The following is a 19239-nucleotide window of genomic DNA, read 5'->3' as shown; positions in this document are numbered from 1 at the left end:
GCTTCCCCTACCCCGCTCCCTTCCCCCCGGACGGCCCCGCGCCGCAGGGGGCACCATCCCGCCCGACCGAACCCGGACCCCTTAACGCAGGTCCTTTAACTTAGGCTTCCTGCCTTCAAAACGTTCCTCTCCTGAAGACTCCAACGGTGGATGCCTCCCAACTGGACGGCAATACTATCCCTTCGGCGAAGTTGGACTCCGCCTTTGCCACGTCGAGTTTTAAGAAAAGCATCGCTCCAGGAGCAACGGGTTGAGTCGAGCTTCTTGAGCGTCCCGCAACCTTGCCCGCGGCTTTGAACGTCTCCGTCCCTCAGCGAACGGCGCGTGACGTCAAAGACGACATCGGTGCGTCATTCCCAACGGAAGGAAAGTCTAATCAGCCGCCCTCGCCGTGGCAATAGGACAGAAAGCGAACGGTCCGGACTGCGGCAAAAATCACGCAGCGTTTCCGAAACCCGCCCCTGCCTTTGCCAAAGACCAGGACCACCGGAGGCGACTCGCCGTCCAGCAGCCGCGATCCCCTGCCCCACCGGAGTTCTGCCGGAGGACTCGGAAAGAACGGAGACTGTACTTACCAAAAACGCAAAAAGCCGCGCCCAGACCTGGTGCGCGGCTTTATAACGCCGAGTAAACTCAGAGAGCCTTGATGCGGGCCGACAGGCGCGACAGCTTGCGCGACACGGTGTTCTTGTGCAGAACGCCCTTGGAGGCTCCACGCATCATTTCCGGCTGCGCGGCCTTGAAAGCCTCAGCGGCTTCAGCCTTGTTGCCGGACGAGATCGCCGTCTCGACCTTCTTCACGAAGGTGCGGATACGGCTGACGCGGTTACGGTTGATCTCCGTACGACGCGCGGTTTGACGAATGCGCTTTTCAGCAGACTTATGATTGGCCATGAAAACCCTACTCCGGACGACACGCCTGTCCCAGTGCGAGGGGGCCTTATACGCTCCAGCCGAATGGGAGTCAAGGCACCGTCCAACACTGTTTTTTGGCAAAGGAAAGATTACGAGATCTTGACGGATTTCTGGTCCTCCCCCGCTAGATACGGGGGAGGAGTCGGGGGATGTCAGCGATGCTTCCAATCCGGCTGACGCTTTTCGGCGAAGGCGGCCATGCCTTCCTTCTGGTCTTCGACGGCAAAAGTGGCGTGGAAGATTCGGCGCTCGACCCGGATGCCCTCGGACATGGTGGTCTCGTAGGCGGCGTTTACGGCGTCCTTGGCCATCATGACGACCGGGCGCGAGAGCTTGGCGATCTTCTCGGCGACCTTCACCGCCTCGTCCACCAGCTCCGCCGCCGGCACGACGCGGCTGACGAGGCCGGCGCGCTCGGCCTCGGCGGCGTCCATCAGGCGGCCGGTCAGGCACATCTCCATGGCCTTGGACTTGCCGACGAAGCGGGTCAGGCGCTGCGTGCCGCCGGCGCCGGGGATGGTGCCGATGGTGATCTCCGGCTGGCCGAACTTGGCGGTGTCGGCGGCCAGGATGAAGTCGGCCATCATCGCCAACTCGCAGCCGCCGCCCAGCGCGTAGCCGGCGACCGCGGCGATGGTCGGCTTGCGGCACTTGGCCAGCCGCTCCCACTTGGCGGTGATGAAGTTGGCCTTGTAGACGTCCATGTAGGAGAAGTTCTGCATCTCCTTGATGTCGGCGCCGGCGGCGAAGGCCTTCTCCGAACCCGTGACCACGATGGCGCCGACGGAGTCGTCGGCCTCCAGCGCGTCCAGCGCCTGGCCCAGCTCGGTCACCAGCAGGTCGGACAGCGCGTTCAACGCCTTGGGCCGGTTCAGCGTGACGAGCCCGACCGGTCCGCGGGTTTCGACGAGAATGGTTTCGTACGGCATGATGCAGCAGGCTCCCGTGGTTTGCCCCCTCGCTCCGGGCGGGGGTGCTTCTGGTTTGCTCTTGGTCTCTTATTGGAGGATCAGCGCGGAATCAGCGAGAAGCGGACCACCGTGGCCGCCGCCTTCTGGACGGCGGGGGCCGGCTCGACGAATTCCAGGCGCAGCTCCTCGCCCTCCCGCAGGAAACTGGCGCTTCCGCCCGCCCGTTGCGGGGCGCGGCTCCAGCCGAGCTGCGGCATGGTCTGGTTGTAGAAGGACAGGACCGCGTTGCGGTCCATGGCCCCCGCCATGACGGACTGCGCGATGCGTCCGGCGGGCTTGTCGAAGACCAGCGGCGCCTCCTCGGCGGGGGCGAGGCCCGGCATGACCGGCACGTCCCCCATGCCTTCGACGTAACGGGCGGAGTCGGCTGCCCAAGCGGGGGCCGCCCAGGCGGACAAGGTTGCGGGCAAAGGAACCCCGGCCAGACCCGCAAGGGCGGGGCCGGCGAGGAGGAGGGCGGCGAGCGTCGCCCTCACGGTGGCCGATGGAGCCGTCATACCTTCCACCTATATCAACGCTGGCGTTGCGGACAATAGAAAGTCGAACGACCCGCCTGAACGATCCGGCGGACGCCCCCGGTCTTCGCCACGTCGCAGGTGCAGCCCGGACAGGGCGCGCCCTCGCGGTCGTAGACCGAGAACTGATGCTGGAAATAGCCGAGTTCCCCCGACGCCTGCCGGTAATCGCGCAAGGACGATCCCCCCGCGGCGATGGCCCGCTCCAGAACCGCGCGGATCGCCGTGGCCAGCCGCTCCGCCTTCGCGCCGGTCACCGTGGCGGCGATGCGCGTGGGGCTGAGGCGGGCGAGGAACAGCGCCTCCGACACGTAGATGTTGCCGAGCCCGGCGACCACGCTCTGGTCCAGCAGGGCGGCCTTGATGCTGGTCATCCGCCCGGCCAGCCGTGCGGCCAGCACCGGTCCGGAGAATTCGTTGCCCAGCGGCTCCGGCCCCAGCGCGCGCAGCAGCGGGTGCTCGGCGAGCGTCTCCGCCATGGCGAGGTCCATCAGGCCGAAGCGGCGGGCGTCGTTGAAGGTCACCACCGTCCCGACGTCGGTCTCCAGCACGACATGGTCGTGGGCGCCCCAGGCGTCGGGGCGCTCCGGTGTGATGATCATGCGGCCCGACATGCCGAGATGGGCGATCAGCACCGTCCCGTCGTCGAGATGGACCAGGATGTATTTGGCGCGGCGGCGCACCGACTCGACGCGGCGGCCGGTCAGCCGCTCGCAGAAGCCGTCCGGAAAGGGAACGCGCAGGTTGGCGCGGCGCTGGAGCACCTGGACCAGGGTCCGCCCCTCCAGATGCGGGGCGAGGCCGCGGCAGACGGTTTCGACTTCGGGAAGTTCGGGCATGATGGCAAGGAGGATGGTGGGAAGCGCCGGTTGACGCAAGGGGCGCCTTCAGCCCTCCAAACCGTCCACCAGCCTCCGCAGGGCCCGCGCCACCGCCTCCGCCGGGCCGGACCAGTCGCCGCTCCGGGTCTGGCGGAACAGCCGGGCGGTGGGGTACCAGGGGCTGTCGTCCCGTTCCATCAGCCAGCGCCAGTCCGGCGGGTGCGAAAGCACCACCCAGACCGGCACGCCCAGCGCCCCGGCCAGATGGGCCGGACCGGTGCAGGAGGAAATGACGAGGTCCAGGTTGGCCATGATCGCCGCGGTGTCGGCGACATCGGCGATGTCCGGCCCCAGGTCGGTGAAGGAGGGCGGCAGGTCCATCCCCTCCAGATCCTCCCGCCCCGGCCCCTTCTGCAGACCGAAGAAACGCACGCCCGGCACATCCAGCACCGGCCGCAGCCCGGCCAGCCGTGGCGAGCGCTGGGCGTCGCCGTGAAAGGACGGGTTGCCCGCCCAGACCAGCCCGACCCGCAGCCCACCCGTCGGTTGCCCGTCCGCCAGCCGCTCGCTCCAGGCGGCGGCGCGCCGCGGATCGGGGCGCAGATAGGGCACGCGGGCGGGGATCGCCTCCAGGCTCGGGCAGAACAGGCCGGCCAGGCTCATCAGCGGGATCTGGACGTCGGTGTCGGGCAACCCGCCCACCCCCGGAAAGTCGGAGGCCCGCGGGATCACCGTCACCCGCGCCGGGACGGTGTTGCGCTCCAGCAGGGACAGCAGCGGGCCATGCGCCTCCAGATAGACGCGCCCCGGTCCGGCCCGCAGAACCGCGTCGAGGAAGCGGACGAACTGGATGGTGTCGCCCAGCCCCTGTTCCGCGTGGATCAGGATGGTCCGCCCCGCCAGATCCGTGCCGTCCCACAGCGGTTGGCGGAAGGGCCGGCGCTGCCCGGCCAGGGCCTCGCTGCGCCAGCGCCACTCGTACTCCGCCCAGCCGGCGGCGTAATCACCCAGCCGCAGCAGCAGATGGGACAGATTCCAATGGGCGACGACCAGTTGCGGCGCCACGCGCAGAGCGCCGCGGAAGGCCTCCTCCGCGTCCCGCGGACGGTCGAGATGCACCAGGGCATCGCCGCGGACCACCTGGGCTTCGGCCAGATCCGGGGCCAGCCGCAGCGCCCGGTCGGCCAGCCGCAGGGCCTGCCCGCACTCCGTCCGGACGATCAGGGCGCCGAGGTTGGACAGGGACGGCGCATGCGCCGGATCGCAGGCCAGCGCCGCGCGCGCGGCCACCGCCGCCGCCGCCCGCCGCCCCTGGACGGCCAGCGCCAGCCCCAGCTTGGCGTGGGCCTCCGCCTCCTGCGGGGCCAAAGCGCGGGCGCGGCGGGCCAGCCGCTCCGCCGCCGCCGCGTCACCGCCGTCGAGTCGGCCCAGCGACAGGTTCCACAGCGCCATGGCCTCCGCCGGCAGAACGGCGAGCATCCCGCGCAGCAGCCGGGCGGCCTCCCCCATCCGGCCATCGCGGTAGAGGGCGGCGGCGTGGGCGGAGAGGATCGGCACGCCCACCGCCTCCGCCACCGGGCGGGTGAGCCGCGCCACCGCCCGCCCGATCTCCCCACGCTCCAGAAGCGCCCGTCCCTCCCGCTCCACCGCGCGGTCGGCGAGGTAGCGCGCCTCCAGGCTGTCGGGCTGGAGCGTCAGGAGGCGTTCCAGCACCCGCAGCGACTCGCCGTGCCGCCCGACGCTGCGGCAGGCCAGGGCGAGCTGGAACAGCGCCGCCGCGTGGTCGGGTTGAAGCGCCAGCGTCCGCCGCAGGGCGGCCACCGCCCCCTCCCCGTCCTCCAGGATCAGCCGGACGCGGGCGAGGTCGTAGCGCAGGCCCGGATTGTCGGGGACCAGCCCGATGGCCCCGACGAACAGCGCCGCGGCCAGTTTCGGCCGGTCCGTCTGGCCGTAGAGCACGCCCAGCAGATGCAGCGCGCTCGCCTGATGGGGATCGGCGTCGAGGATGCGGCCATAGAGGATCTCGGCCTCGGCCAGACGGCCGGACTCGTGATGGTCGAAGGCGATGGCCAGGGCTTCCGCGATTGTCGCCATGTGTCCGCGTGTGTCCGCGCTGGATGGTGAAAGGTGCGAAGGGTAGCAGACCTACGGGAAAAGCGCGCGCAGCCGGGCGTCGCATTCCAGCAGGCAGCCCTCCAACGCCCCTATTGATGATTGCGTCTTATCTGTTGACGATTGCGTCAACAACAGGAGCAGCGTGGCGAACATCAGCTCGTCGCCCATCCCCTGCACTCCCCAGACGAACAGCCGCCCGCCGCCCAGCGGCTGCCCGCTCCACCGCGGCTGCGGGAAGCGCCCGACGGAGCGGCACAGGGGTTCGGCGAAGCGCCCGCGACCCCGCCTCGGCCAGAGTCGCCGCAGAGCGCGTGGCCGTCGGCGAGATTGTTGCGGATGGCCGCCGACTCCGGCTGAAGCGCCCCTCCCGCTGGAGGTCGCAAGCGATCAGCTGGGCTTCCTGCAGCGTGGCCATGGTCTCCCCGTCGTGCACCTGCGGCACGATGGCGAAGGCCGGGTGCGGGGTCAAGCCCGCAAAAACCGCGCGCCGGGGGTGCGTCACGGCAACGCCCCGGCTGGCGCAAGCCCAGACCGCGCGCTATGTTGCGCGCCATGACCGATCCGCGCACCCCCTCCGCCCCGTCCCAGCCCGCAGCTCCGGCCCAGGCCACCGGCGTGTCCGCCGGGGCCGAAGGGAACTGGTTCGGCTACCGCCCCGTCGACCCCGACGCCAAGTCCGGCCTCGTCCGCGCCGTCTTCGACAGCGTGGCCGGGCGCTACGACCTGATGAACGACCTGATGTCGGGCGGCATCCACCGGCTGTGGAAGGACACGCTGATGGAGATGGTCGCCCCGCGCGCCGACATGACGCTGCTCGACGTGGCGGGCGGCACCGGCGACATCGCCTTCCGCTTCCTGGAGCGCGGGGGCGGGCGGGCCGTGGTCTGCGACATCACCGAGTCGATGGTCCGCGTCGGGCGCGACCGCTCCTACGACCGCAATCGGCTGACCGGCGTGGACTGGACGGTCGGCGACGCGGAGAAGCTGCCCATCGCCTCCCGTTCGGTGGACGCCTATACGATTGCGTTCGGCCTGCGCAACGTCACGCGCATCGACGCCGCGCTTTCCGAGGCGCGCCGCGTGTTGAAGCCCGGCGGAAAGTTCTTCTGCCTGGAGTTCAGCCACGTGGTCCTTCCGGTCCTGCGCGAGATCTACGACGTCTATTCCTTCCAGGTCCTGCCGCGGCTCGGCCGCATGGTGGCCGGGGACGAGGACAGCTACCGCTATCTGGCGGAGAGCATCCGCCGCTTCCCCGAGCAGCAGGCCATGGTCAAGCGCATCGAGGCCGCGGGCTTCGGCGCGGTGCGCGTGCGCAACCTGACGGGCGGCATCGCCGCCATCCATTCCGGCTGGCGGATCTGACCGGATGCTGTTCCGGACCGCCCGAAACATCGGCCGCCTCTTCGTGATCGGCCGCACGCTGGCGCGCTACAACGCGCTGCCGGAAACGCTGCCGCAGACCGCCCCCGGCTTCGCGCTGTTCTGGCGCTGGGTCGGCAACGCCAAGGAGCCGGGCCGCGTCGGCCAGCGGCTGGCCCGCGCGCTGGCCGACCTGGGGCCGACCTACATCAAGCTGGGGCAGTTGCTGTCCACCCGCTCCGACCTCGTCGGCGAGCGGATGGCGCTGGATCTGGCCGAGCTTCAGGACAAGCTGCCGCCCTTCCCCGGCGCCCAGGCCCGCGCCATCGTCGAGGAGGAGCTGGGCGCCCCCATCGGCAAGCTGTTCCGCAGCTTCGACGAGGTGCCGGTCGCCGCCGCCTCCATCGCGCAGGTGCATTTCGCCGTCACCGCCGACGGGCGGGAGGTCGCGGTGAAGGTGCTGCGGCCGGGCATCGAGAACGCCTTCGAGCGGGACATCGACCTGTTCTACTGGCTGGCCGAGCTGGCCGTCGCGGTCATGCCCAAGCTGAAGCGGCTGCGCCCGCGCGAGGTGGTGGACACCTTCGCCCGCACCTCCCGCCTGGAGATGGAGCTGCGGATGGAAGCCGCAGCGGCGTCGGAGCTGGGCGACAACTTCAAGGACGACCCCACCTTCAACGTCCCGGCCATCGACTGGGACCGCACGGCGCGCCGCGTCCTGACGCTGGAGCGCATCCGCGGCTTCAAGGTGGACGAGTCGGAAAGGCTCGACGCCGCCGGCTTCGACCGCGACGAGATCCTGGCCAAGGCTTCGGCCAGCTTCTTCAACCAGGTGTTCCGCGACGGCTTCTTCCACGCCGACCTGCATCCGGGCAACCTGTTCGTCACCCAGGACGGCAACATCACCGCCGTCGATTTCGGCATCATGGGCCGGCTGGACCGGGCGACGCGGACCTACCTCGCCGACATGCTCATCGGCTTCCTGACCGGCGACTACCGCCGCGTCGCGGTGGTGCATTTCGAGGCGGGCTATGTCCCCCGCCACCAGTCGATCGAGGTCTTCACCCAGGCCTGCCGCGCCATCGGCGAGCCGTTGCAGAACAAGCCGCTGAGCGAGATTTCCGTCGGCCGGCTGCTCGCCCAGCTCTTCGCGGTGACCGAGCAGTTCGAGATGGAGACCCAGCCGCAGCTCCTCCTGCTCCAGAAGAGCATGCTGACGGCGGAGGGGGTGGGCCGCATCCTGAACCCCGACATCAACATGTGGGAGCTGGCGCGCCCGCTGATCGAAGACTGGATGCGCGAGAACCGCGGGCCGGAAGCCCAGGTTCTCGACGATCTGGAGGCCGTGGTCTCGACGTTCCGCCGCCTGCCCCGTCTGGTGAACCAGGCCGAACGCGCGGCCTCCCAGCTCGCCGACGGCGGCCTGCGCCTGCACCCGCATTCGGTCAAGCACATGCTCGACCGCTGGGTGGAACGCCGGATCAGCGAGCGCATCGCCCTGTGGATCATCGTCGTCCTGCTGACGGTGATCGCGGTCCGGGTGCTGTAGGGTCTCTTTCGGCGGCGCGCGGAAGGGGTGCGACGGCGTGCCCCTCCCCCTTGGGCGCCGTTGACCCCGCCGCCGCCCGGTCGGACACTGGAACCGTCGCAACCGTTCGCGGAGGGAAGCCATGGCCCGCGACGACTTCCAGGCGCTTCTGACCTACATCCGAACCGACCAGCTCCAGCCGCACCGGCCCCGCTCCGGCCCGCTGGAGTCGCCGCCCCCCGTCGTCACCATCGCCCGCGAGCACGGCACCGGCGGCGAGGCGATCGCGGCGAAGCTCGCCAAGTCGCTGGGGGTGTCCTGCTTCGACAAGGAGATCCTCGACGCCGTGGTGGCGACGGCCACCTCCGACCCCGCGCTGATGCGCCAGCTCGACGAGAAGCTGCCGGGGCGGACGGGGATGTTCCTCTACGCCAGCCTGATGGGGCTGCACGACCCGCTGACCGAGTATCAGCGGCTGCTGACCCGCGTGGTCAACGGCATCGCCTTCCGCGGCGGGGTGATCGTCGGGCGTGGGGCGCATCTGCTGCTGCGCGGGGCGCCGCGCTTCCGCGTCCGCATCGTCGGCTCGGACGAGGTCTGCGCCGCGCGGCTGGCCGGCGGCGATCCCGCCAAGGTCGCCGACGCGCTGCATGAGGTGCAGCGGGTCAACGCCGCCCGCGCCAAGTATTTCAAGGAGTTCTTCAAGGTCTCCAACGGCGATCCGCTGCAGTACGACCTGATCGTCAACACCGACCGCTTCACCGACCTGGACGCCGTGGTCGATGTGATCCTGCACGCCCACCGGGTCCATGGCGGGCAGAATCATGGTGGACATGCGGAGGCTCAGCCGCCCTCCTCGATCCACCAGGATTCGACCAGCGGGCCGTAGAGGGGCGTCGCCTCCGGGTGCTTCAGCCGCGACCAGCGGGCCATGCGGTCCGCCGGGCTGTGGAACAGCGGCACCATGTAGTGGCCCCACAGCAGCACCCGGTCGAGCGCGCGGACGCGGGCCACGAGGTCGGCGCGCGTCCGCGCCTCGGCGATGGAGGCGGCGATGGCGTCCACCACCGGGTCGCGGATGCCGGGGTAGTTGCGGCTGCCCGGCTGGTCCGCCGCCTCGGACCCGTAATAATAAAGCTGCTCGTTGCCGGGCGAGAGGCTGGAAACCCACCAGCGCAGGGTCATGTCGAAATCGAAATGATCAAGCCGCCCCTGATACTGCGCGTTGTCCACCGTGCGCACCGTGGCGGCGATGCCCAGCCGCTCCAGCGAACGGGCGTACTCGAGCGCCACCCGCTCGTCCGCCGGGTTGCCCAGCAGGATCTCGAAGGCGAAGGGACGCCCCGCCCCGTCGGTCAGCCGCCCGCCGCTCACCCGCCAGCCGGCGTCGGCCAGCAGGCGCAGCGCCTCGCGCAGGTTGCCCCGCGCCCCCGCCGGGCCGCTGCCGTCGGTGTGCGGCAGGGTGAAGGGCTCGGTGAACAGCGCCGGCGGCAGGAGGTCGCGGAAGGGTTCCAGCACCGACAATTCCTCCGGCCCCGGCAGTCCCTCCGCCGCCAGTTCGGAGTTCGGGTAGTAGCTCGCGGTGCGGACCAGCGCGCCGTGGAACAGGGTCTTGCCGATCCAGGCGAAATCGGTGGCGAGGCCGAGCGCCCGCCGCACCCGGATGTCGTGGAACAGGGGACGCCGCGTGTTGAAGATCAGGCCGCGGGCGAACTCCGGGCGGCGGTGCGGCAATTCCTCCAGCACGATCCGCCCCGTGCGGACCGCCGGGCCGTCGTAGCCGGTGGCCCATTTGGCGGGATCGGATTCGCGCCGCACGTCGCCCTGCCCGGCCAGGAACGCCTCCAGAGCCACCGAGTCGTCGCGGTAGTAGGTGAAATCCAGCGTGTCGGCGTTGAACAGCCCGCGCCGCGCCGGCAGGTCCCGCCCCCAGTAGTCGGCCACCCGCTCGTAGACGATGCGCCGTCCGGCCTCCGCCTGTTTGACCTGGTAGGGGCCGCTGCCCAGCGGCGGGTCGAGCGTCGTCGCGGCGAAGTCCCGCCCCGCCCACCACGCCTGGGCATGGATCGGCATCAACCCCATCAGCAGCGGCATCTCGCGGTCGAAACGCCCATCCGGGCCGGGGGCGAAGATAAAGCGGACGGTGCGCTCGCCCAGTGCCGCGGCGCTCGCCACCTTGGCGTAGAACTGGCGGCGGTTCGGCGTGCCGTGAGCGCGCTGGACCTCCAGCGAGAACAGCACGTCGGCGGCGGTCACCGGCGTCCCATCGTGCCAGCGCGCGGCGGGGTTCAGGTGGAAGACGGCGGCGCCGCGGTCCTCCGGCACCTCCAGGCTCTCGGCCAGCAGACCGTAGAGCGAGAAGGGCTCGTCCCACGAGCGGGCCAGCATCGTTTCGAAGACGAAACCAAGCCCCAGCGCCGGCACGCCCTTGACCACATGGGGGTTCAGCGTGTCGAAGCCGCCGGTCACCGCCTGGCGCAGCGTGCCGCCTTTCGGTGCGTCGGGATTGACGTAGGCGAAATGCGCAAAATCCGGCGGATAGGCGGGGTCGCCATGCATGGCGATGGCGTGGACAGCCTTCGCGGGGGGGTCGGCCCGCGCCGCAAGGGGAAAAAAGGCGAGACAGAGCAGCGCAAAGAGGATGCAGGGCATGGCGAAGGCTCGTCCCTTTGCCGCACCTGCGCAAGTGGCTTTGACTTATGCCCGCATCTGCCTAAACTCCGCGCGCGCGGCGCCGGGAGCTTTGGCCCGCGTCCACAACCAAGCGCAACCCGCTTTTGCAGTCGAAGGATGGTTTTCCATGGATCTCAGCAAGGTTCCGGTCGGCAAGAACGCCCCGTGGGACGTGAACGTGGTCATCGAGATCCCGTTGCGCGGCGAGCCGGTGAAGTACGAGATCGACAAGGAGTCGGGCGCGATGTTCGTCGACCGCTTCCTGCACACCGCCATGTACTACCCCTGCAACTACGGCTTCATCCCGCACACCCTGTCGGGTGACGGCGACCCGGTGGACGTCTGCGTGGTCGGCCGCCATTCGGTCATCCCGGGCGCCGTCCTGCGCTCGCGCCCGATCGGCGTGCTGTTCATGGAGGACGAGGGCGGCGAGGACGAGAAGCTGCTGGCCGTTCCGGTCGACAAGCTGCACCCGTTCTACAGCAGCGTGAAGTCCTACAAGGACCTGCCGGAGATCACCACCGAGCAGATCGCCCACTTCTTCCAGCACTACAAGGATCTGGAAAAGGGCAAGTGGGTGAAGATCCTGCGCTGGGGCGACGAGCAGGAAGCCGCCAAGAAGATCCAGGAAGGCATGGAGCGCGCCGCTGCCGCCACCAAGGGCCAGCTCGGCCCGGTGGTCTGACGCGCCTGTCGACTGGACGGGTTGCAAGGGCCGGCTCCGCAGCGCGGGGCCGGTCCTGCAACGCGGACCGGCCCCGCTTTTTCCCTCACCCGGTCAGGGCAGCGACTTCTCCACCGAGGTCACCGCCTCCTTCAGGATGTCCGCGCTGCGCTTCAGCGCCGCCGCCTCCTCCTCCGACAGGTCGGGCATCACCGTCTCCAGGACGCCGCCCGCCCCGATCACCCGCGGCAGCGACAGCGCCACGTCCGGCACCCCCAGAACCTCGTCGTTGAGGATGGAGCAGGTCAGCACCGCCCGCTCGTCCCCGGCAATGGCCGCCACGATGCGCGACAGGCCGCCGGCGATGCCGAAGGCGGTGTGGCCCTTGCCGTCGATGATGTGATAGGCGGCCCGGCGCACGCCCTCGTCGATGGCGGCGCGGTCCTCGGCGGTCAGGGGGCGCTTCAGCCGCTCGGCGCCGCGGTCCACCGGCAGGCAGGCCACGGTGGCGCCGGACCACAGCAGGACTTCCGAATCGCCATGCTCGCCCACCACATGGGCGTGCACCGACTTCGGCGTCACCCCCAGCCGGTCGGCCAACAGCGCGCGGAACCGCGCGGTGTCGAGGATCGTGCCGGAGCCGATCACCCGCGACGGCGGCAGGCCGGAAATGCGGGTGGCGATCTGCGTCATCACGTCCAGCGGGTTGGTCGCCACCAGCAGGATGGCGTCGGGCGCCGCCGCCAGGACCGCCGGGATGATGGCGCCGAAGACGGCCGCGTTGCGCTCCAGCAGCTGCAGGCGCGTCTCGCCGGGGCGCTGCGCCACGCCGGCGGCCAGCACCACTACGCCGGCCCCGGCCAGCGCCGCGTAACCGCCGTGGCGCACCTGGGCGGCGCGGGCGAAGGGCACGGCGTGGGCGATGTCCTGCGCCTGGGCCGCCGCCAGCTTCTCGTTCATGTCGACCAGCACGACCTCGCTGGCCGCACCGCTCATCACCATGGCGAATCCCGCCGTGGCGCCCACCGCGCCGGCCCCGACGATCCCGACCTTCATGGCTCCCGCTCCCAGTTTTTTCCGTTGAAGGTCAACAGGGTGGAGCATCGCGCCCGCCCGCTCAAGCCCCGATGCGCGGCGGGGATATCCGTTCCGGAGGGGGGCGCGACAAAGGGCGCCTGTACAAAGGTATGACCAAAGTGTATGTTGCACCGCAACATGAGCGGCGATCGGTCGCGTTCCCGTCCTGCGATTGCCTCCTTACCGCTGATTGCAAGTCGATGGCCCTGGTCCGATCTTTAGCGGAATGGCGGCTGTTCGAGCCTTGCTGTGTGAGACGAACCCCCGGAACCCGGCCATGACCGTTCGCAACCTCGACCGCCTGTTCAAGCCCGCCTCCATCGCCCTGATCGGGGCGACCCGAAAGCCGAACACCATCGGCGCCGTGGTGGCCCGCAACCTGTTCAACGCCGGGTTCGACGGCCCGATCATGCCGGTGACCGGCGAGCGCGCGGTCGAGGGGGTGCTGACCTACAAGTCGGTGGACGATCTGCCGGTCACGCCGGACCTGGCGGTGATCTGCACCCCGGCCGCCACGGTGCCCGCCACCGTCGAGGCGCTGGGCAAGCGCGGGACCAAGGCGGCCATCGTCATCTCCAGCGGCTTTTCCAAGGAGCAGACCCAGACCCTGCGCGAGGCGGCGAAGCCCCACCTGATGCGCGTCCTGGGTCCCAACAGCCTGGGCATCATGGTGCCGGGCCGCGGGCTCAACGCCAGCTTCGGCCACGTCACGCCGAAGAAGGGTGACGTGGCGCTGGTGGCGCAGTCGTCCATGGTGGTGACGTCGATCGCCGACTGGGCGACGGCGCGGGGGATCGGCTTCTCCCACCTGATCTCGATGGGCGACAAGGCGGACGTCGATTTCGGCGACCTGCTGGACTATCTGGCCAGCGACGCCACCGTGCGCGCCATCCTGCTCTACATCGAGAGCATCAGCGACGCGCGGAAGTTCATGTCGGCGGCGCGCTCCGCCGCCCGCCAGAAGCCGGTGATCGTCATCAAGTCCGGCCGCACCGACGAGGCGCTGGAGGCTTCGACCTCCCACACCGGGGCGCTGGCGGTGTCCGACGCCGTCTACGACGCCGCCTTCCGCCGCGCCGGCATCCTGCGCGTCACCGGGCTGGACGAGCTGTTCGACGCGGTGGGCACGCTGGGCACCGGGTCGCCGATCACCGGCGACCGGCTGGCCATCCTGACCAACGGCGGCGGCATGGGGGTGATGGCGACCGACAGCCTGATCCTCTCCGGCGGGCGGCTGGCCCAGTTCGCGCCGGAGACGATGGACGCGCTGGAGAAGGCGCTGGGCGCCGGCAGCGCCCGCAACCCGCTGCGCATCGGCGGCGACGCCCCGCCCAAGCGCTACGCCGACGCGCTGAACGCGCTGATGGCCGACCCGAACAACGACGCCGTGCTGGTGCTGAACTGCCCGACCGCGGTGACCGACGGGCGGGCCGCGGCGCAGGCGGTGGTCGACACCATGATCGCCAACAAGACGCGCAAGCACCCGGTGCTGACGAGCTGGCTGGGCGACAACACCGCGGCGGAGGCTCGCAAGCTGTTCGCCGCCAACCGCGTCCCCACCTACGACACGCCCAGCCACGCGGTGCGCGCCTTCCTGCATCTGGTGGAATACCGCCGGAACCAGGAGCTGCTGATGGAGACGCCGCCGTCGGTGCCGGAGGATTTCCAGCCCGACGGCATCACGGTGCGCAAGATCATCTCCCGCGCCATCGCCGAGAAGCGCGACTGGCTGAGCGAGTATGAGGCCAAGCGCGTGCTCGCCGCCTACGGCGTCCCGGTGGTGGACACCCGCCGCGCCGACACGCCGGAGGAGGCCGCCCACTGCGCCGAGATGATCGGCGGGCCGCTGGCGCTGAAGATCCTGTCGCCGGACATCACCCACAAGTCGGACGTCGGCGGCGTCGCTCTGCACCTGACCGAGCCGGCGGAGGTCAAGGCCGAGGCCGAGGCCATGCTGGCCCGCGTGCGCGAGGCGGTGCCCGACGCCCGCATCGAGGGTTTCACCGTCCAGGAGATGGCGGTGCGCGCCGACGCCTACGAGCTGATCGTCGGCATGACCGAGAACGAGCTGTTCGGCCCCGTCCTGCTGTTCGGCGAGGGCGGCATCGGGGTGGAGGTGGTGGAGGACTACGCGCTCGCCCTGCCGCCACTGAACATGAAGCTGGCGACCGAGCTGATGGGCCGCACCCGCATCTGGCGCCAGCTGCAGGGCTACCGCTCGCGCGCCGCGGTCGATCTGGAGGCGGTGGCACTGACGCTGAACAAGATTTCCCAGCTCATCGTTGATTTCCCGGAGGTCGCCGAGCTGGACGTCAACCCGCTGCTCGCCGACGCGGAGGGCGTGCTGGCTCTGGACGCCCGCATCAAGGTCGGCGTCCCGGCCCTGCCCGGCGCCAAGCGTCTGGCCATCCGCCCCTATCCCAAGGGGCTGGAGGACCGGATCACCATCAAGGACGGCCGCCAGTTCCTCGTCCGCCCCATCCTGCCGGAGGACGAGCCGCTGGTACACCACATGGTGGCCAACCAGACGCAGGAAGACTTGCGACTGCGCTTCTTCGCGCCGCTGAAGCGGCTGTCGCACCAGGCCGCCGCCCGCCTGACCCAGATGGACTACGATCGCGAGATGGGTCTGGTCGCCGTCGGACCGGACCCGGAGACCGGCGACACCATCATGTACGGCGTGGTGCGCATCACCGCCGATCCCGACAATCTGCGCGCCGAATACGCCGTGATGGTGCGGTCGGACATGAAGGGCCAAGGGCTGGGCTACCAGCTGATGAACAAGATCCTGGACTACGCCCGCTCCCGCGGGATCAAGGAGGTCTACGGCGAGGTCCTGCGCGAGAACACCAGCATGCTCGGCATGTGCCGCGCGCTCGGCTTCATCCGCAAGGAGAACCTGGACGAACCCGGCGTGGTCGAGGTGCGGATCGAGCTGGGCGGCGGGCTGGCCGCGGAATAACCGCGGCGGCCCCTTGGACGGCGCCCACTTGGAAGCGACGAGGGAGAGGGCCATACTCATGGGCATGAGCGATCCGGCACCCCGCCCGATGACCGTGGATGAGTTCCTCGTCTGGAATGACGGAACGGACACCCGCTATGAACTGGACGGCGGCCAACCCGTCGCCATGGCGCCGCCGTCCGACGCGCACGCTCTTCTCGCGGCCAACATCGTCGTCGAGTTCGGGAAACGTCTCCACCTGCCCTGCCGGGCGCGGGTCGAAGCCGGCATCCACCTGCCCGATCGTGACGATGCCTGGTTCCAGGCCGATGTCGCCGTTGCGTGTGGACCGACGTCGAGCAAGCCGGGGACGGTGGACCCGACGATCATCGTTGAGATCCTGTCGCCCTCCACCGCCCAGTTCGACCGTGGCCGGAAGCTGGCAATCTATCGGGAAATCCCGTCGGTGCAGGAAATCCTGCTGCTCGACTCGACGAAGCGCCGCGCCGAGCTGTGGCACCGCGAGGATGAGCGGAGCTGGGTGGTCCGCGACGTCATCGGGGATGGAACGCTGCGCTTCCCCTCGGTCGGGATCGAGATCCCCATGGCCGTGCTGTATGAGGGCGTCCTGTAGACGCCCTCATCGACACTCCACCTTTACAGCAGCGTTTCCAGGACGCGGTCGGGCGGGGCGTGGCCGTCCGCGAAGGTCTTGATGTTGATGATGACCTTCTCGCCCATGTCGATGCGGCCCTCGATGGTGGCGGAGCCCATGTGCGGCAGCAGGACCACGTTGTCGAGCCGCAGCAGCTTCGGGTTCACCGCCGGCTCATGCTCGAACACGTCCAGGCCGGCCCCGGCGATCTCGCCCTTCGACAGCATCCGGGTCAGCGCCGTCTCGTCGATGACCTCGCCGCGCGAGGTGTTGACGATGAAGCAGTGCGGGCGCAGCAGCTTCAGCCGGCGCTCCGACAGCAGGTGGTAGGTGGCCGGGGTGTGCGGGCAGTTGATGGACACCACGTCCATGCGCGCCAGCATCTGGTCCAGGCTCTCCCAATAGGTGGCCTCAAGCTCCTGCTCGACGTCGGGATAGACGCGGCGGCGGTTGTGGTAGTGGATCGACATGCCGAAGGCGCGCGCCCGGCGCGCCAGCGCCTGCCCGATGCGGCCCATGCCGAGGATGCCCAGCCGCTTGCCCTGGATGCGGTGGCCGAGCATCGTCGTCGGCCCCCAGCCCTTCCACTGGCCGGAACGGACCAGCCGCTCGCCTTCCGCCACCCGGCGGCCGACCGCCAGCAGCAGGGCCATGGTCATGTCCGCCGTGTCCTCGGTCAGAACGCCCGGCGTGTTGGTGACGCTGATGCCGCGCTCCCGCGCCGCCTTCAGGTCGATGTGGTCGACGCCCGTGCCGAAGGAGGCGATGAGGCGGAGCTGCGGCCCGGCCTTCTCGATCACCTCGCGGTCGATCCGGTCGGTGACGGTGGGAACCAGCACGTCGGCCGTCTGCGCCACGTCGATGAGCTGCGCGTGGGTCAAGGGTTCGTCATCGGAGTTCAGCCGTGCGTCGAACAGCTCCATCATCCGCGTCTCGATGACGTCGGGCAGTTTCCGGGTGACGACGACGAGCGGCTTCTTCTTTTCGGTCATAGACGGTGCCTCCCCCATTCCGGGCCGACGCTTGTCCTATCAAGCGGTTGGTAAGCTGTCCAGATGGCAGTGACGATTCGGCGCGGCGGCCAGCCCGATGAGCCGCCCCGCCATGTGACAAGAACCGATGCCGCGCCCCGGCCCGCGCCTTGCGCTTGCTCCCGGCGGCTACCCCTAATTATAGTGCGTCCGATTCAAATCCTTCCGATCTCCACAGCACGGGGCTGCCGGTGTTGCCGTTGCCGACGACGTCTGCCATCCGCCGCGCTCTCGCCGTTCTGGCGCTGGCCATCGCAGCCTTGGCGCCGGTCACGCCGTCCACCGCCGACGCGTCGGACGGCGGGCGGCGCGAGAAGGACCCGACCCACGCCTCGGGCCTGCCGATCCCCCGCTTCGTGTCGCTGCGCTCGGGCGAGGTGAACGCGCGCACCGGCCCCAACGTGCGCTACCCCATCGAATGGGTGTTCACCCGCAAGGAAATGCCGGTGGAGATCACCCAGGAATTCGACACTTGGCGCCGCATCCGCGACTGGGAAGGCAGCGAGGGCTGGGTGCATCAGAGCATGCTGTCGGGCAAGCGCAGCATCGTCATCACCGGCGACATCCGCACCGTCCGCAAGGAGCCGCGCGGCGACGCCGCCGTCGTGGCCCGCGCCCAGCCGGGGGTGATCGGCTGGCTGCGCAAGTGCAAGGGCGAGTGGTGCGAGGTGGACCTGAAGGGCTATCGCGGCTGGATGAGCCGCGGGGAGTTCTGGGGCGCCTACAAGGACGAGACGTTCGAGTAACGGGCGGGCCGTTTGCCCCCACCCTTCCCACGGCTGGCGCCGCAGGCCCCTTCCCTCCCCCGCTTCGCAGGAGAGGGAGACAGTTCCCTCCCCTGCGAAGCGGGGAAGGGTCAGGGAGGGGGCAAGGGTCTCCCCTATCCGAAATCCCCCGCAAGCTCCGCCCGCACCGCCTCCGGCATCACCGCCATGTGGCCGTAGTGGGGATGGCCGATGCCGAGGATCACCTCCGTGCCGGGGGTGCGGAAGGCGGCGATCTGCTCCGGCGTGAAGTCGAAATGCAGGAAATGGACGGCGGACGCCTTGCCGGCCTCGTTCGTGCGCGCCACGTCCTCCTCCGGCCGGCCGGTCACCGTGTGTCCGGCGAAGCGCAGAGTCACCGTGCGCTCCACCCCTCCCAGCCGGCCGAGTTCGGCGCCGCGCCGCGCCGGGTCGGCAATCTCGAACATCACCGTGGCGACCAGTTCCGTCCCTTGCGGAATCAGGCCGTTGTAGGCGCGCAGCTCACCGGCAATCTGGTCTTCGCCGCCCCGCTCGATGAACAGCATCTCGTGGACCTGCTGCCACATCGTCTCGTAATTCTCGAAATGGACGAGGGCGTAGGGGCCGACCGCAACGCGGCGCTTTTTCTTCACGGCGACCAGCGCGCTGCGGCGGGCGGCGCGTTCGCGGGCGTAGCGGTCCAGGGGAAGGATGTCGGCGCGGGTGATCGCGATCCGGCGCGCCGTCATGACGACAGCTGGTCCAGCATCCTCTGGAACCGCCCGGCATGGCTCCGCTCGGCCTTGGCCAGCGTTTCGAACCAGTCCGCGACCTCCTCGAAGCCTTCCTCGCGGGCGGTGCGGGCCATGCCCGGGTACATGTCGGTGTATTCGTGGGTCTCGCCGGCGATGGCGGCCTTCAGGTTGCTCACCGTGTCGCCGATGGGCAGGCCGGTGATCGGGTCGCCGGCCTCCTCCAGGAATTCCAGATGGCCGTGGGCGTGGCCGGTTTCGCCCTCCGCCGTGGAGCGGAAGACGGCGGCGACCTCGTTGTGGCCTTCCACGTCGGCCTTCTGGGCGAAATAGAGATAGCGGCGGTTGGCTTGGCTCTCACCCGCGAAGGCCGCCTTGAGGTTCTGCTCGGTCTTCGTGCCCTTCAGCGACATGGCGGCGTTCTCCAGACGGGGTTCTGTCCGGCCCGGCCGCGCGCGGGCGTGGGGCCTCCGGCGGCCGAGCCTCGGCTACGGCTT

General features: G+C 69.7%; 18 protein-coding genes. 7 read left to right on the top strand and 11 right to left on the bottom strand.

Annotated features, from left to right (window positions below; translation table 11 throughout):
• Positions 1–633 precede the first annotated feature (633 nt).
• From rpsT to ABAZ39_RS36155, 6 genes are all read right to left on the bottom strand, one after another.
• Complete coding sequence (gene rpsT, locus ABAZ39_RS14270; RefSeq protein ID WP_014238814.1) at positions 634–894, bottom strand: 30S ribosomal protein S20; 261 nt, start codon at positions 892–894, stop codon at positions 634–636.
• Positions 895–1067: 173 nt separating this feature from the next.
• A complete protein-coding gene (locus ABAZ39_RS14265; protein ID WP_038530361.1) occupies positions 1068–1844 on the bottom strand; it encodes an enoyl-CoA hydratase in 777 nt (258 codons plus the stop codon).
• Between the two features lie 80 nt (positions 1845–1924).
• The gene (locus ABAZ39_RS14260; protein WP_038530359.1) at positions 1925–2383 is read right to left on the bottom strand and encodes a hypothetical protein; all 459 of its coding nucleotides are present in this window, start codon (positions 2381–2383) and stop codon (positions 1925–1927) included.
• A gap of 14 nt (positions 2384–2397) precedes the next feature.
• Positions 2398–3240 (bottom strand): bifunctional DNA-formamidopyrimidine glycosylase/DNA-(apurinic or apyrimidinic site) lyase, encoded by an 843-nt coding sequence (gene mutM, locus ABAZ39_RS14255; protein WP_038531621.1) that lies wholly within the window; start codon positions 3238–3240, stop codon positions 2398–2400.
• A gap of 48 nt (positions 3241–3288) precedes the next feature.
• Positions 3289–5316, bottom strand: a complete 2028-nt coding sequence (locus tag ABAZ39_RS14250; protein ID WP_051658037.1) for a tetratricopeptide repeat protein — start codon at positions 5314–5316, stop codon at positions 3289–3291.
• A 51-nt stretch (positions 5317–5367) separates the two neighbouring features.
• Positions 5368–5505 (bottom strand): hypothetical protein, encoded by a 138-nt coding sequence (locus ABAZ39_RS36155; protein ID WP_160174827.1) that lies wholly within the window; start codon positions 5503–5505, stop codon positions 5368–5370.
• A 384-nt stretch (positions 5506–5889) separates the two neighbouring features.
• Between ABAZ39_RS36155 and ABAZ39_RS14245 the strand changes: the two genes are divergently transcribed.
• The 3 genes from ABAZ39_RS14245 (at position 5890) to ABAZ39_RS14235 (ending at position 9113) form a co-directional block, all read left to right on the top strand.
• Complete coding sequence (locus ABAZ39_RS14245; RefSeq protein WP_081863051.1) at positions 5890–6699, top strand: class I SAM-dependent methyltransferase; 810 nt, start codon at positions 5890–5892, stop codon at positions 6697–6699.
• 4 nt (positions 6700–6703) lie between these two features.
• A complete protein-coding gene (gene ubiB, locus ABAZ39_RS14240) occupies positions 6704–8245 on the top strand; it encodes a 2-polyprenylphenol 6-hydroxylase (protein WP_247881596.1) in 1542 nt (513 codons plus the stop codon).
• Positions 8246–8366: 121 nt separating this feature from the next.
• Positions 8367–9113, top strand: coding sequence for a cytidylate kinase-like family protein (locus ABAZ39_RS14235; RefSeq protein WP_038530356.1), 747 nt, complete (start codon positions 8367–8369; stop codon positions 9111–9113).
• Here ABAZ39_RS14235 and ABAZ39_RS14230 read toward each other — a convergent pair.
• Entirely contained in the window at positions 9068–10876 is a 1809-nt protein-coding gene (locus ABAZ39_RS14230; RefSeq protein WP_038530353.1) for an extracellular solute-binding protein, read from the bottom strand. The genes ABAZ39_RS14235 and ABAZ39_RS14230 overlap by 46 nt on opposite strands.
• Before the next feature lie 148 nt (positions 10877–11024).
• Here ABAZ39_RS14230 and ppa point away from each other — a divergent pair, with 148 nt between their 5' ends.
• Positions 11025–11582, top strand: coding sequence for an inorganic diphosphatase (gene ppa / locus ABAZ39_RS14225; RefSeq protein WP_035670072.1), 558 nt, complete (start codon positions 11025–11027; stop codon positions 11580–11582).
• A 93-nt stretch (positions 11583–11675) separates the two neighbouring features.
• Here the strand turns inward: ppa and ABAZ39_RS14220 are convergent, their stop codons facing one another.
• Positions 11676–12617, bottom strand: a complete 942-nt coding sequence (locus tag ABAZ39_RS14220) for an L-lactate dehydrogenase (protein WP_038530350.1) — start codon at positions 12615–12617, stop codon at positions 11676–11678.
• Positions 12618–12915: 298 nt separating this feature from the next.
• Between ABAZ39_RS14220 and ABAZ39_RS14215 the strand changes: the two genes are divergently transcribed.
• Both ABAZ39_RS14215 and ABAZ39_RS14210 read left to right on the top strand, forming a co-directional pair.
• The gene (locus ABAZ39_RS14215; RefSeq protein WP_038530347.1) at positions 12916–15600 is read left to right on the top strand and encodes a bifunctional acetate--CoA ligase family protein/GNAT family N-acetyltransferase; all 2685 of its coding nucleotides are present in this window, start codon (positions 12916–12918) and stop codon (positions 15598–15600) included.
• A gap of 58 nt (positions 15601–15658) precedes the next feature.
• Entirely contained in the window at positions 15659–16213 is a 555-nt protein-coding gene (locus ABAZ39_RS14210) for a Uma2 family endonuclease (RefSeq protein ID WP_038530344.1), read from the top strand.
• A gap of 23 nt (positions 16214–16236) precedes the next feature.
• Here ABAZ39_RS14210 and ABAZ39_RS14205 read toward each other — a convergent pair whose 3' ends face one another.
• Positions 16237–17226 carry a 2-hydroxyacid dehydrogenase gene (locus tag ABAZ39_RS14205; RefSeq protein ID WP_038530341.1) on the bottom strand — a complete coding sequence of 330 codons (990 nt, stop codon included), beginning with the start codon at positions 17224–17226 and terminating at the stop codon, positions 16237–16239.
• A 230-nt stretch (positions 17227–17456) separates the two neighbouring features.
• Here ABAZ39_RS14205 and ABAZ39_RS14200 point away from each other — a divergent pair, with 230 nt between their 5' ends.
• The gene (locus ABAZ39_RS14200) at positions 17457–18011 is read left to right on the top strand and encodes an SH3 domain-containing protein (RefSeq protein WP_038530340.1); all 555 of its coding nucleotides are present in this window, start codon (positions 17457–17459) and stop codon (positions 18009–18011) included.
• Between the two features lie 134 nt (positions 18012–18145).
• Here ABAZ39_RS14200 and ABAZ39_RS14195 read toward each other — a convergent pair whose 3' ends face one another.
• Entirely contained in the window at positions 18146–18739 is a 594-nt protein-coding gene (locus ABAZ39_RS14195) for a DUF3501 family protein (RefSeq protein WP_038530338.1), read from the bottom strand.
• Positions 18736–19155, bottom strand: a complete 420-nt coding sequence (locus tag ABAZ39_RS14190; RefSeq protein ID WP_014238831.1) for a rubrerythrin family protein — start codon at positions 19153–19155, stop codon at positions 18736–18738. Before ABAZ39_RS14190 ends, ABAZ39_RS14195 begins: the two co-directional genes overlap by 4 nt.
• Positions 19156–19239: the final 84 nt, after the last annotated feature.

Origin of the sequence: Azospirillum argentinense, assembly GCF_000632475.1 — a bacterium.
GTDB lineage: Bacteria > Pseudomonadota > Alphaproteobacteria > Azospirillales > Azospirillaceae > Azospirillum > Azospirillum baldaniorum.
This window is presented reverse-complemented; position numbering and strand designations above follow the sequence as displayed.